This window comes from Phaeocystidibacter marisrubri (genome assembly GCF_008933165.1).
In the GTDB taxonomy this organism is placed as follows: domain Bacteria; phylum Bacteroidota; class Bacteroidia; order Flavobacteriales; family Schleiferiaceae; genus Phaeocystidibacter; species Phaeocystidibacter marisrubri.
In genome coordinates this window covers 260,260-273,465 of the sequence record NZ_WBVQ01000001.1, presented here as the reverse complement: position 1 = coordinate 273,465, position 13,206 = coordinate 260,260, and the positions used below count along the sequence as shown (strand labels likewise).

General features: G+C 45.2%; 14 protein-coding genes. 8 read left to right on the top strand and 6 right to left on the bottom strand.

The annotated features are described in order from the left end of the window. Positions 1 to 110: 110 nt before the first annotated feature. Genes F8C82_RS01220 through F8C82_RS01210 form a run of 3 tightly spaced genes read left to right on the top strand, consistent with a single transcriptional unit; the run spans position 111 to position 4,018 of the window. Positions 111 to 1,751 (top strand): amidohydrolase, encoded by a 1,641-nt coding sequence (locus F8C82_RS01220; RefSeq protein WP_151691616.1) that lies wholly within the window; start codon positions 111 to 113, stop codon positions 1,749 to 1,751. A 34-nt stretch (positions 1,752 to 1,785) separates the two neighbouring features. Beyond that, positions 1,786 to 3,567 carry an AMP-dependent synthetase/ligase gene (locus F8C82_RS01215; protein ID WP_151691615.1) on the top strand — a complete coding sequence of 594 codons (1,782 nt, stop codon included), beginning with the start codon at positions 1,786 to 1,788 and terminating at the stop codon, positions 3,565 to 3,567. A 10-nt stretch (positions 3,568 to 3,577) separates the two neighbouring features. Beyond that, a complete protein-coding gene (locus F8C82_RS01210) occupies positions 3,578 to 4,018 on the top strand; it encodes a copper resistance protein NlpE N-terminal domain-containing protein (RefSeq protein WP_170266110.1) in 441 nt (146 codons plus the stop codon). 2 nt (positions 4,019 to 4,020) lie between these two features. Here F8C82_RS01210 and F8C82_RS01205 read toward each other — a convergent pair whose 3' ends face one another. From F8C82_RS01205 to F8C82_RS01190, 4 genes are read right to left on the bottom strand one after another with little or no spacing between them, the layout of a single operon-like run. Further along, positions 4,021 to 5,088, bottom strand: a complete 1,068-nt coding sequence (locus F8C82_RS01205; RefSeq protein ID WP_151691613.1) for a cytochrome-c peroxidase — start codon at positions 5,086 to 5,088, stop codon at positions 4,021 to 4,023. Positions 5,089 to 5,145: 57 nt separating this feature from the next. Further along, complete coding sequence (locus F8C82_RS01200) at positions 5,146 to 6,192, bottom strand: RluA family pseudouridine synthase (protein WP_151691612.1); 1,047 nt, start codon at positions 6,190 to 6,192, stop codon at positions 5,146 to 5,148. Next, positions 6,192 to 7,994 (bottom strand): T9SS type A sorting domain-containing protein, encoded by a 1,803-nt coding sequence (locus F8C82_RS01195; RefSeq protein ID WP_170266109.1) that lies wholly within the window; start codon positions 7,992 to 7,994, stop codon positions 6,192 to 6,194. The genes F8C82_RS01200 and F8C82_RS01195 overlap by 1 nt, the downstream gene beginning before the upstream one ends. Next, the gene (locus F8C82_RS01190; RefSeq protein ID WP_151691610.1) at positions 7,984 to 8,823 is read right to left on the bottom strand and encodes a PASTA domain-containing protein; all 840 of its coding nucleotides are present in this window, start codon (positions 8,821 to 8,823) and stop codon (positions 7,984 to 7,986) included. The genes F8C82_RS01195 and F8C82_RS01190 overlap by 11 nt, the downstream gene beginning before the upstream one ends. 120 nt (positions 8,824 to 8,943) lie before the next feature. Between F8C82_RS01190 and F8C82_RS01185 the strand changes: the two genes are divergently transcribed. Continuing rightward, positions 8,944 to 9,939, top strand: a complete 996-nt coding sequence (locus tag F8C82_RS01185; protein ID WP_151691609.1) for a D-alanine--D-alanine ligase — start codon at positions 8,944 to 8,946, stop codon at positions 9,937 to 9,939. A 2-nt stretch (positions 9,940 to 9,941) separates the two neighbouring features. After that, entirely contained in the window at positions 9,942 to 10,406 is a 465-nt protein-coding gene (gene coaD, locus F8C82_RS01180; RefSeq protein ID WP_151691608.1) for a pantetheine-phosphate adenylyltransferase, read from the top strand. On the opposite strand, the gene F8C82_RS01175 is transcribed toward coaD, so the two are convergent. After that, a complete protein-coding gene (locus tag F8C82_RS01175) occupies positions 10,371 to 10,982 on the bottom strand; it encodes an NUDIX hydrolase (protein WP_170266108.1) in 612 nt (203 codons plus the stop codon). The two genes, coaD and F8C82_RS01175, sit on opposite strands and share 36 nt — an antisense overlap. Before the next feature lie 7 nt (positions 10,983 to 10,989). Between F8C82_RS01175 and pyrE the strand changes: the two genes are divergently transcribed. Together pyrE and F8C82_RS01165 are read left to right on the top strand one after the other, a co-directional pair. Next, positions 10,990 to 11,631: an orotate phosphoribosyltransferase gene (gene pyrE, locus F8C82_RS01170; protein ID WP_151691606.1), complete on the top strand. Its 642-nt coding sequence runs from the start codon at positions 10,990 to 10,992 to the stop codon at positions 11,629 to 11,631. A 4-nt stretch (positions 11,632 to 11,635) separates the two neighbouring features. Continuing rightward, a complete protein-coding gene (locus F8C82_RS01165; RefSeq protein WP_151691605.1) occupies positions 11,636 to 12,028 on the top strand; it encodes an SRPBCC family protein in 393 nt (130 codons plus the stop codon). Here the strand turns inward: F8C82_RS01165 and F8C82_RS01160 are convergent. Next, positions 12,025 to 12,759: a biotin--[acetyl-CoA-carboxylase] ligase gene (locus tag F8C82_RS01160; protein WP_170266107.1), complete on the bottom strand. Its 735-nt coding sequence runs from the start codon at positions 12,757 to 12,759 to the stop codon at positions 12,025 to 12,027. The two genes, F8C82_RS01165 and F8C82_RS01160, sit on opposite strands and share 4 nt — an antisense overlap. Positions 12,760 to 12,840: 81 nt before the next feature. On the opposite strand from F8C82_RS01160, the gene rsfS reads away from it, so the two are divergent. Then, positions 12,841 to 13,206, top strand: a complete 366-nt coding sequence (gene rsfS / locus F8C82_RS01155; RefSeq protein ID WP_151691603.1) for a ribosome silencing factor — start codon at positions 12,841 to 12,843, stop codon at positions 13,204 to 13,206.

Genomic DNA, 13,206 nt, shown 5'->3' with positions numbered 1-13,206 from the left:
CTTTTCGTATGGACTGCAAAAGTAGTCATATTCACCCGATGTTCCACATTCAATACAATACATATCTACCTGTGGTACATTCCAACTTCAATATTCAATACATTGGATGCATGAAAAGTCAACTCCTCTTTGCCTTGAGCGCTTGCATCGCCACTCTGTGTTCCTGCAATAGTCCGGTACAACCTGGACGCGCCGATTTCGTTCTAGAACATGCCGACATTGTTTACCCAGACAGTATTTGTCGGGATTGCAACATTGCCGTGATTGATGGTAAAATAGAAAGTATTTACCCCAGCAGCTCTGATGAAAAATGGGTAGGTAAGGAATACCTCAACGTAAGAAGACAATTTGTCTATCCCGGATTTATCGACGCCCACACGCACTTCATGGCCTATGGCCTCGGTAAGTACAAAGTAGACCTCACTGGAACGAAATCCTGGGAAGATGTAGTTCGCAGAACGGTGCAGTTTGCCAAAGATCATCCCGAATTGACTTTTATTGAAGGTAGAGGTTGGGACCAGAATGACTGGGAAGACTCATCATTCCCAACCAATGATTCATTGAATTTCCACTTCCCAAACATACAGGTTGTGCTGACACGCGTTGATGGTCATGCCGTTATTGTAAACGACTACGCCCTTGCTCAATCCAACTACATTCCCGGGGAAGAAATTGAAGGTGGACTTGTGCACGCTCCCAACGATAAACCCACTGGAGTATTGATTGACAACGCAATCAATCTATTGAACCTTCCTCCACACTCGCGAGCTCAGCAGATTGAAGCCCTCTTAGAAGCCGAGAAAGACTGTTTTAAGGCAGGACTCACCTCCGTTGTAGAAGCTGGACTTCCTCGTGAATCTATAGAACTGATTGATTCACTTCAGCAAGCCGGTATCCTAAAAATGCAAGTGTATGCCATGGTTTCAGACTCTCCTGAAGCTTTGGATTACTACTGTGAGCGCGGACCGTATAAATCAGACCGCCTCAATGTTAGAAGCTTCAAATTTTATGGAGATGGTGCTTTGGGCTCTCGCGGGGCTTGTCTCATTCATCCTTATCACGACGCTCCGAATGAAAGAGGCTTCCTCCTACACGACCCAGAACATTTCAGAAGCGCGGCTGCCCGTTTGGCCAAAGCGGGGTTCCAAATGAACACACATGCCATTGGCGACAGTGCCAATCGTCTCATCCTTGATATTTACGGTAAGTTTTGCACCCCAGAGAATGACCTGCGATGGAGAATTGAACACGCTCAAGTAATGGACTCTTCCGATTTTGCATACTTCAATACCTACGGAATCATTCCTTCTGTTCAGCCTACCCATGCCACAAGTGATATGCCTTGGGCGGAAAATCGACTAGGACCCGAAAGAATCCAATACGCCTATGCCTATCAACGTTTGTTGGATGAGGCTGGACTCCTTGCCCTAGGTACCGATTTCCCAGTAGAAGACATCAGTCCCATTGAAACCTTCTATGCCGCCACGATCCGAAAAGATGGAATTGGATATCCTCCCGAAGGATTCCAAATGGAAAACGCCATTGGACGTGTAGACGCATTAAAAGGCATGACCATTTGGGCCGCTTATGCATGCTTTGAAGAAAGCGAAAAAGGCAGCATCGAAGCGGGAAAGTGGGCAGACTTTACTATTTTAGACAAGAACCTACTTCGTATAAAATCGGATAAAATACTATCTACCAAAGTTTTAACAACTGTGGTTCACGGCGAGGTAGTATACAAAATGTATTAAGTACGCATAAGACTAGCCCAAATAGCAGAATATCATGAACAAACCCACTCGTCTTTTTGATTTTCCCCACTATCAATTGGCGAACTCCCCTCTTCCCGATGCTATTGCCACAAAAGTCAATGGTGAATGGATCAAGGTAAGTACGCAGGAGTACGTTGATAATGCCGGACATATTGCTTCCGCCCTTATCGAAAAGGGAATTCAACCCAAGGATAAGATCGCCATCATCAGTTCCAACAACCGCTGGGAATGGAACGTGATGGACATTGGTATTTTACAAGCTGGCGCTATTGATGTTCCCATGTATCCCACTGCATCAGAAGATGATTATGCTTATATCTTCAATGAAGCAGAGGTGAAGATGTGTTTCGTGAGCAATCTCGAACTCTACGAAAAGGTTAAGCGAGTTCAAGCTGAATGTCCCAACCTCAAAGAGATCTATATTTTCGATAATGAATCGGGCATTCCAAATTGGGCAGAAATTCTTGAACTGGGAAAAGCAAACCCACATCCAGAAGAAATGCAAAAACGCATGGATGCGGTTGAGAAAGACGATTTGGCGACACTGATCTATACCTCGGGAACTACGGGGCGCCCCAAGGGGGTAATGTTGAGTCACTGGAACATTGTTTCTAACGTTCTAGATTGTCAAGACCGACTCCCCCTCGACACCAACGGAAGAGCCATTAGCTTCCTTCCACTATGTCATATTTTTGAGCGAATGCTCATTTACTTGTACGCCTATTCTGGTGTACCACTTTATTATGCAGAATCACTCGACACCATTGGGGATAATATTCGCGAAGTGAAGCCAGTCATCTTTACGGCTGTACCACGACTTCTCGAAAAGGTGTTCGATAAAATCATGCTGACTGGTTCTGAGCTTACCGGCATCAAAAGAGCTCTGTTCTTCTGGGCTGTATCATTGGGCGAGAAATATGATGTGAAGGGTACCAGTGCGTTCTACAACTTCCAACTCAGTATTGCACGAAAACTGATCTTTAGTAAATGGCAGCAGGCCTTGGGTGGAAATGTGAAGGCAATTGCTTCAGGTTCTGCGGCATTAAACCCTCGTCTCGCTCGAATCTTCCTCGCCGCGGGCATCAATATTCAAGAGGGATATGGATTGACCGAAACCTCTCCAGTAATTGCGGTAAACTGTCCACTGAACGATGGAACACGCATTGGAACCGTAGGTCGTCCGATCAACAATGTTGAAGTGAAGATTGCAGAAGATGGAGAGATCCTTGCAAAAGGACCAAACATCATGATGGGCTACTACAAGCAGCCTGAAAAGACTCGTGAAGTTCTTACCGAAGACGGCTGGTTTCACACTGGAGATATTGGTGAGATTGTAGAAGGGCAATACTTGAAAATCACTGACCGTAAAAAAGAGATGTTCAAAACATCCGGTGGGAAGTATGTCGCTCCTCAAATCATGGAAAACTCCTTCAAAGAGTCGCGCTTCATCGAGCAAATCATGGTAATTGGCGAAGGTGAAAAACACCCTGCAGCCTTTGTTCAGCCTGACTTTGCATTTTTAAAGGACTGGTGCGAGCGAAAGAACATTCCTTTCACTTCAAACGAGGAGATTGTAAAAGATCAGCGCGTGATAGATCGCATCAAAGTAGAGATCGATCACACCAACGAACGATACGGAAATTGGGAACGTGTGAAGAAGTTTGAGCTCACTCCAAACATTTGGAGTACAGAAGGCGGTGAACTCACCCCTAAGCTGAGCTTGCGCAGAAAGCCGATCAAGCAGAAATACAAAGACTTATACAAGAACATTTATGGTCACGAGCCATTTATTTAAACGAGTAGGTATGGTAGCGGTTGTTCTAGGAATGACCGCTTGCCAAAATCCTGACACGAAGCCTCAAACTGCTCCTCCCAACTCCCCTCCCATTCAATACGTCGGGCATTTACCTTGTGCCGATTGCGAAAGCATTACCACCACGATTGCACTGAATTCTACAGCCATTGGCGAATACTCTGATGTAGTATTTGCTGAAATTTACGAGGGTACGTCAGATGGCGATCAGCCCTTTGCCGAGGTTTGTACAGCAGTGATTGTAAATCGTTGGTATCAAGACTCAACCAGAGAGGGTAAAATCCTCACTCTTTTTCCAGAAGATCAAGCCAATCAACAGCACTATCTCTTTCAAGAGTCATCTCTCTTAAAATTAGATAGAGACTTGAATAAAATAGAAAGCACGTATCCTTACGAATTAACACTTACCTATTCACCCGAAACGGAGGAATAAGTCTATTCAAATGGATCGGCAAAGGCCGTATCGGTAAGGAACGTTGGATCACTCAAGGTGTAGAGAAATGCGAGAAGTGCATCTTTCTCTTGCTGGGTCCAGTTTCTACTTTCACCCGGATTCTTCATGTTCGGATCTAACGTGTAGGAACTATGCCCTCCGCTATTGTAGTGTTCTAGAACTTGGAACAAGTTTTGGAAACGCCCATCGTGCATGTATGGATAGGTATACTCCACATTGCGCAAGGATGGAATTTTAAACTTCGCTCTATCCAATGTATCTCCCGTGACTCCTTCTCTACCGGAACCCGGAGTTAAAATGGAATCTAGTCCATTGTTGCTGAATTGAAGCGTTCCAAATGCACCAAACAAGTTCCCTGTTGCGGCATCACCATGACAGTGGAAACAATCCCCACGCTCTGAGCTGAAAATAGTGTAACCCAACTGCTCCTCTGGAGTGAATTGGTACTGTCCCTTGAGGTATTGATCAAACTTACTATTGGAGCTAATCAACATACGCTCAAATTGAGCAATAGCCTTGGCCGCATTCTCCTTCGTAAAGCTGTTAGGACCAAATGCCGCATTGAACATGTATTGATAAGCTGAATCCGATTCTAACTTCATGAGAACCTTGTCCCATGTAGTGTGCATTTCAATCGGATTGATGACAGGCTCTATGGCTTGAGCTTCTAGGCTAGGGCTTCTTCCATCCCAAAAAAAGTGATCTTGCCAAGCCAAGTTGAAGAGTACCATGGCATTCATATCCCCTGCAACACCATCAATTCCAGTGCTAGTCGCGTTGAAATCGGCGAAGCCAAAGTCTTGAAAGTGACAACCGGCGCAAGCCAAAGTGTTGTCATCACTTAGGCGTTTATCATAGAAGAGATGTCTACCCAACCGAACGCCTTCTTCAGTAGTGGGGTTGTCTCCCGGAATAGATGGAGCTGGGAAATTATCTGGAGTAGGGAAATCGATATACGTGACATCTGGCCCAATGGTTGATTCTTCAAATCGATCAGGCTGACAAGCCACAAAGCTCAACACTCCAACAACTACGATCCACTTCTTCATTCTCTAAATTTAGGAAGTCAACAGCACAACCACCGTGTTTAAAGTCACAGATTTATTCTACTCCTGTCGAGATTGAGTATACGTTCTAAACTTCTCTATCACCGTTTGCATATCCTCAGGAATCTCTCTTACAAACTCCATGCGCTCTCCTGTAGTCGGATGATCAAAAGCCAATCGTCTTGCATGTAGGGCTTGTCGCGGACAAGCATCAAAACAATTCTGAACAAACTGCTTGTATTTGGTGAAGAGTGTCCCTTTCAAAATCTTATCTCCCCCATACTCTTCATCGTTGAAAAGTGGATGCCCAATAAATTTGAAATGCGCTCTAATCTGATGGGTTCTTCCGGTTTCCAGTTTACAACTAACCACCGTTACATATCCCAATCTCTCTAAAACCTTATAATGGGTTACCGCATGCTTGCCGTGATCTCCTTCAGGGAACACCGACATTACTTTGCGGTTCTTCAAACTTCTTCCAATATTTCCCGTAATGGTACCTTCATCTTCTTCCACATTCCCCCAAACAATGGCAATGTATTCGCGATCTGTGGTGCGATCAGCAAACTGCTTTGCCAAATGGGTTAGGGATTCTTCTGTTACTGCAGCAACGAGAATCCCCGAAGTGTTCTTATCCAAACGGTGGACCAACCCTGGACGACGATCACCATTGGCTGTTGGGAGATTATCGAACAAAAACATAAGTGCATTGACCAAGGTACCGGTGTAGTTTCCAACTCCAGGGTGGACAACCAGACCCGCTTCCTTATTAAGCACGACAACATCCTCATCACGATAGAGGATGTCTAGGGGAATATCTTCAGGCCCCACCTCATATTCGGTAGGCGGGTAAGAAAGAACCAAGGTCACAACATCACCTGGTTTCACTTTGTAATTACTCTTTACAGCAACCCCATTTACATGAACCGAACCTTCCTCTGCCGCACTCTGAATGCGGTTTCTAGAGGTGTTCTCCATGTGACCTTGTAGAAATTTATCAACTCGAACTATACTTTGGCCCGGGTCAGCTACAATTTTGAAGTGCTCAAACTGCTCTTCCGTTCTATCTCCATTTTCAGCTTCACCTGCGGCGTAATTCTCAACCATTAGTTCTGAATGATAATTTTCAGGGAGTAGACTTCACTCCCATTCACTAGCCTGCAAAGGTAGACTCCTGAATCTAAAGAAGAGAGGTCTATCTCTTCTCCATTTTGAATCTCATCTGACCAATAGATTCTTCCACTCAAATCGAGCACAGATAAATTAGCCGATGTCCATTCGTTGAGCTTCACTCGGAAGATTCCGTTGGAAGGATTTGGATAGATGACGGCGCGCTCAACTTCGTCCCATTCCCTCACTGAAATATCGGTGGGGTGATACTTGAAATAGGGTCTCATCATCAAGTGACTATTCTTTTCAAGAGACGGAAACCAATTCACACCATCTCCGTAAATGATCTGATTCAAACTGTCGGTGTTTCTATCCAAGCCTATGGTAAGTGGAACCGTAGAAAGTTGTTTCACTCCTATATACACGGTACCGTTGATATACAGACCCGATGTATCAAGTTCGTAAGAATAAAACTGATTCTGCGCTCCCGCGTACTGCGGATAATAAATGGAATCCGACAGATAGCGAATGGTACCAGGAGCATTGTTCTGGAAGTTGAAGACTACGATTTGGAAAGGCGATCTGCTTTGATTAGCCCCTGCTTCCCCAAAGTACATCTGAAACCCCTTTACCGTATCGCTCAACAAAGGTTGGAAGCGATAGAGAATGTATGAATTCGATTGTGTAAGTCCGTATACGCGTTCAGCTGATCCATCATCAAAAGCGTACACATTTGAAAATCGTTGGGTGTGGACAATGGTATCGTTCTTCTGAATTCCAACTGCGTTGGCATCGCCAGACAACCATGTTTCCAGAGTCACATTCGTCTCTTGTGTCACAGATTTATTGATACTTCCCGTCGCAACTGGCAATGTATACGTTAAGTTCTGATTGTGATCTAGACTCGAATTCACCGTGTTGTCGACATTTCCATCAATCACACTACCATCTTGGTAGAGGTTGTAATTTCTCAGATACAACTGCCAACCACCAACAGGAGCTGGACCATTTCGGCGATACAGCAAATCGAGCGAACTTTTAAACTGGGAATTGGTCATGTGAAACCAAGGCACCTGCGTAAACTTATCAATCAAACTTGGAAGTGGAAGAGTAACGGCAGGATCTTCAATCACCGTATCCTGAGGAGATCGAAACGACTCCATGGACAAGTAGTCAATATTCCACACATCAAAGGCGCCATTAAGCGCTCCATATGTTCCAATTCTAAAGCGGAATCCATCCTTCAACCACTTGGGATTGTTGGCCGAAATAGCAGCCCACCGCCATTCATCATTTTGAAGTTGACCACCTCGAACGCTCCATACTCTTTCCCAACGGGCAGAGTCTACATGCCAAAAATCAACCACCAAACTATCGTTGCTCTCAGGCGCTTCACCATATCCTCCCTCTTGGTACATGAAGTTCAAGTAAGGTGAGGTAGCAGTGGATAAATCGAGAAAAGCCGAAGTCACCACATCGGCTAGGGTATCGCTTCCTGCATGACTTAGATCATAAGCTCTACCACCTTCGTTCAAACCGTCTAGAGTAAGGACACCCCTACTCGGCTGATTAATCGGAAAGGTGTTGTTTACATACCCTTTGGCATCCGACCATCTGCGCGTATTTGGAAATCCCACCGCTCCGCTAAAGTCATCTTTAAAAGGCAGATTCAGCGTATCCCCCGTTTTCATCAGTGGGGCTGGACTTTGTGGTCGATAAGTGGGAACTCCTATCACTTCCTGTTGAGCCACGGAAGAAATAGAGAGCATAGAAAGTATAAAGAGCGTTTTAATCCGCATTTTCAATGAAGCTAGTAGAATCTGGTTCTGTTTGAGGCAATAACGGATTAGCAGGGATTTTCGTGTAATCATCGGTCAACCAAACATCCACACCATCTCCCATTCGAATCACGGATTCGAGGGTTGGAATAGGGGTTTGTTTGTAGACGCGAGCATTCGCTGTATCAGTTACGGTTTCATCGTATAAAATAGCGCCAGTATTCAGCATTCTCGAACGAAGGACAAAGGATACCGAATCGGCTACCAATCCATAGAGAGACGGAACGCCAATTCGCTCATCGCTGAGCCCCATACCGAGCACGAGGTCAAAGCGAGTGCCCTTTTCGTATTTCTGCCCTGTTTCCACTTTGTTTCCATTCAACTCTACAGCGAGTACGTTGTCCTTTCCGATATCCGGGACGTAGCGGACCTTGCCCACTTTAAAACCTCTACTCTCCAATCGGAAAGCAGCATCGGTTCTTGGAATATCAATAATATCAGGAAGGGCGAGTTTACGCTCGTGCAATGGATTAAGGGTGAGCTTGATGGTTCTATCTCGCTTCACCTCACTGCCTGCCTTGGGGTACTGTTGAACTACGGATCCAGGAGGATAGCTCTTCTTGAATTCAGAGGAATCCATCACCTCAAAGGTGAGCTCCAAAGCCGACAATTCGTTCTCCACTTGAGAGAGGGAATACGTTGACAAATCTGGAACTACCACCACTTCACCGTGATCGGTAATAGCCGATAGGTACTTTTGAAGAAAGTAAATTCCCAATACGGCAACCACTACTATCACCACCGCATTAATCGCGAAGGTTTTACTCTTTAGAAAGCGAACAATTTTCATAAGCACTAATTCGAGTCAAAGATAGACATATCGTTTAAGCGAGTGCTATCGTTTTATGTGAGGATTGATGGTAGATACGCCTACCTTAACTACATTCGCTGAATCGCATTCATCAAACTTATGAAGAAGAACGTTGGCATTTTGATGGGGGGATATTCCTCCGAGTTTGAAATCTCAATCTTGAGTGGACAAACCGTTTACAACAACTTGGATCGATCACTTTATACGCCTTTTGCCATTCACATCTTGAAAGATAGATGGGTTTTGGTTGAAGACGGAGTGGAGTATGCCATCGACAAGAACGATTTCTCCGCTCAAATGAACGGTGAAAAAATCACCTTCGATTTGCTCTTCAATGCCATTCACGGCAATCCAGGGGAAGATGGCATTTTACAGGGTTACCTGCAATTGCTGAACATTCCTCAAACCTCTTGTGATGTGTTTGAATCGGCCTTGACATTCAACAAAGCAGAATGCAACCGCGTATTAAGTGACTTCGGAGTTCGCGTGGCTCCATCCATCTACCTACACCCTGGTGAAGACGTGGATCCTGCCTTGGTTACCAAACTGCTCAATTTCCCCGTTTTCGTCAAGCCTAGTCGCTCGGGCAGCAGCTTTGGCGTAAGTAGAGTTGAAAATCCTGGAGATTTAGAAGAAGCCGTAAAATTTGCTCGAACCGAAGACCAACGGGTAGTGATTGAGCAAGGAGTAATTGGAACGGAAGTTGGCTGTGGCGTGTACGCAAAAGATGGAAAGGCAGAGATTCTCGCGCTCACAGAAATCGTTCCCAAGAAGTCCTTTTTTGATTACGAAGCAAAATACCAAGGAGCCTCTGAAGAAATCACACCAGCTCGAGTTTCTGCGGAAGTTGAAAGTGAAATTCGGAACATCACGGCAAAAGTGTATGAACTCCTCCACTTAAAAGGTGTTGTAAGGGCAGACTACATTGTAGAACAGACAAGCGGACTTCCATACCTAATTGAAGTGAACACCGTTCCAGGCCTCTCTCCTGCGAGCATTGTTCCGCAACAAGTGAGACATGCAGGAATGAGCTTGACAGACTTTTTTACCTTAGTCCTCGAAGAAACCCGTCGCAACGCGACAAAAGGAGCTTAACCATGGCACGCACCGCCCTATTCCCCGGTTCATTTGACCCCATTACATTGGGACATGAGAACATCATTCGCAGAGCGCTTCCGCTTTTTGACAAGATCATTATTGCCGTTGGTGAAAATGCGAACAAGCAATATATGTTCCCCTTGGAGAAGAGAATGGAGTGGATTCGTCAAACTTTTGAGGGAGATAGCAAGGTTGAAGTGGCAACCTACAGCGGACTTACCATCGATTTCGCGGTAGAAAAAGGGGTTGATTTTCTGTTGAGAGGGATTCGAAACCCAGCCGATTTTGAGTTTGAAAAGGCCATTGCACAGGCCAATCGCGAGATGAACCCCAACTTAGAAACGGTTTTCCTGCTCACTTCGGCTCGATATGCCTACATCTCTTCCAGTATTGTTCGGGATGTATTTCGCAACAATGGAGATCACAGTCTATTTGTACCGAAATCGATACGTCTCGAGAAGTGACTTAATAGATGGGTAGGTGTTGTTTTCTACCTGTGCCCAATCAACTTCCTTCAACCAAACCGTTTCTGTGATGTCCTCTTCAATTTGAGGAGCTAATTCTGGGCGACCTTCCACACGCATCAAATACCAATACGTACGTTTCAACACCGGGGTTTCTCCCATCTTGTACGTGTGATATGTAGAAGGAAATTCCTCGACAATCGTATGTCCCGTTAGACTGCACTCTTCTTCCACTTCTCGAAGCGCGCATTCGCGAACATCCTCCCCTTCTTCCAATTTCCCTTTCGGCAAATCCCACTTTCCCAAGCGATGAATGAAGAGGACCTCACCCAACGTATTTCGCACTAATCCTCCAGCTGCTTCAATGTGTCGGTATCTCTTTCCGATGTAGTTCCAAAGCTCTTCTGGCGCTTCCGTTACCACATACAAATGCATGTTCTTTGGCTTAGAAACAATGGTATCCCAATGTTTATCCAACCAAATTCTCGGGTCTTCAGTCACTTCCACCACTTTGCCAATGGCAGGTGCCTTTCTCGTGATGTGAACAGTAAGATCGTTGATGAAAATCGTGTACATTTGCGACATGGTTTTGAACGCTGACACCGCTGATAAGACTGCGGAATTCCTTTTGCAAATAAAGGCAATCAAATTACAACCTGAGCAACCTTTTACTTGGGCTTCAGGATGGAAATCTCCAATTTACTGTGACAACCGTATGAGCTTGTCCTACCCTGCTATCCGCAACTACCTTCGTAGTGCCATGGCAACTGTGGTAGAAGAGCACTACCCCTCTGCAGATGTAATTGCAGGTGTGGCAACTGGAGCTATTGCTCTTGGGGCCTTGGTGGCAGAGCAACTCGGACTTCCTTTTGTGTACGTTCGTGGCAAGGCTAAAGATCATGGGAGACAAAACTTGATCGAAGGGCACTTGCCTGAAGGTGCAAATGTGGTTGTGATTGAAGATCTCGTTTCTACGGGAATGAGTTCACTTCAAGCCGTTGATGCGCTTCGAGCTGCTGGATCAAGAGTTTTGGGTATGGGTGCCATTTTCACCTATGGGTTCAACGTTTCTGAAGAAGCTTTTGAAAAGGCCAACTGCCAGCTTGTCACACTTAGCGATTATGAACACCTCATCGACAAAGCTGTTGAAGGTGGTTACGTGGACAAATCACAAGAGCGCACACTTGCTCAATGGAGAGTTGACCCTTCCAACTGGAACAAATAATAGCATGAATACACATATCGAAGGACGTCAAGTCCATATCAACAAGCCAAGAACAGAAGTTTTCTCTCACTTGAGCACCCCGGCCAATTTTAGTGATATCATGCCGGATGATGTTCAAAAATTTGAATCGGGAGACGATTGGTTTCTGTTTGAATTGAAAGGTCTTCCGGCAGTGAAGATGAAAGTGGCAGAATTGAGTCCTTCAGATAAGATCGTGTTGAAGTCGGCTAGCGATAAACTCAACTTTGAACTCGTAGGCACACTAACGGACGAGAACGATGGCACCGCCGCACAACTTCACTTTCACGGCGAGTTCAACGCCATGTTGAAAATGATGGTTACTAAGCCATTGACCAATTTCCTTGGAAAATTGAGCGACAAGCTCGAGCAGCTTTAAGGCAAATACTTCACTTCCTTTAAATCGTAGGCATGCTTGCTTCCATCAGAATGAAGCAAGATTTGCCTACCGTGATTGTCGATATCCGAAAAAAGCGCGGTAAACTCCTGATCACCTGATCGGTACTTGCCTATTCTGGCATATGCCACACAGGAGTTGAGGTATTCTTTCTTGGGAGATATCCCCGTTTGCAAAATTTTAGTCAGTGCGGATTGAATGCTTTCACTGATGGATTCTCGAACGAGCGAAAGATCGAACGGTTTTCCACATTCAAGCACGAGAGACGTTGCATTTAATGAAGAATCAAATTGAGTTTGGTTCACGTTTAGCCCGAGGCCAACAACCAATCGCTGAACATATCCCCCTCGAACTACGGGCTCTATCAGCAATCCAGCCATCTTCTTACCGCTCACCCAAATATCGTTGGGCCATTTCAGTTGAACTGGCAAATGTGGCTTTAGCGCTTGAAGAATAGCCAAACTAATCGCCATATTTAAGTCGAACACGCGGGCGGCGGGCCATGAAATAGAGGGGGTAATCAATGTCATTAACAAATTTTCACCTGGAAAATCCTGCCATGTTGTCCCTTGCTGTCCACGTCCTTTTGTTTGAGTGTCAGTGCTTAAGACTAAAAAATGTTCAATTTTTTCCGACTCTAATACACTAGATGCCATAGCATTAGTAGACGCTATAGACTGAAAATGCCGATATTCGATACCTCGTTTGAGCATGACAGCAAATATAAACCGTGTACGTGGCACTCTGTTTGCGCAAGCGAAAATCACTAATATTGATTGAGAAATATACGCTTCATGCAAGACCAGCCGTCGCATTCTGCGCTGATCGAACAAATCATCGAAGGCATCCAAGACAACAAGGGGCAAGACATCACAGTTCTCGACTTACGCGAGTTAGAGAACTCTGTGTGTGATTACTTTGTTATTGCCTCAGGTACATCGAACACGCAGGTAAAATCCATTTCTGAAGCTGTTGAAAAACGGGTTCGTGAGCAACTCGGCGATAAGCCTTGGCACGTTGAAGGAGCAGACCGCTCCGAATGGGTGCTCATGGATTACGTCAATGCAGTCGTTCACATCTTCAGGGGTGAGGCGAGAGAATTCTACGACCTTGAAAGTTTGTGGGGAGACGCAATTGCTACTCACATAGAAACAAAATAA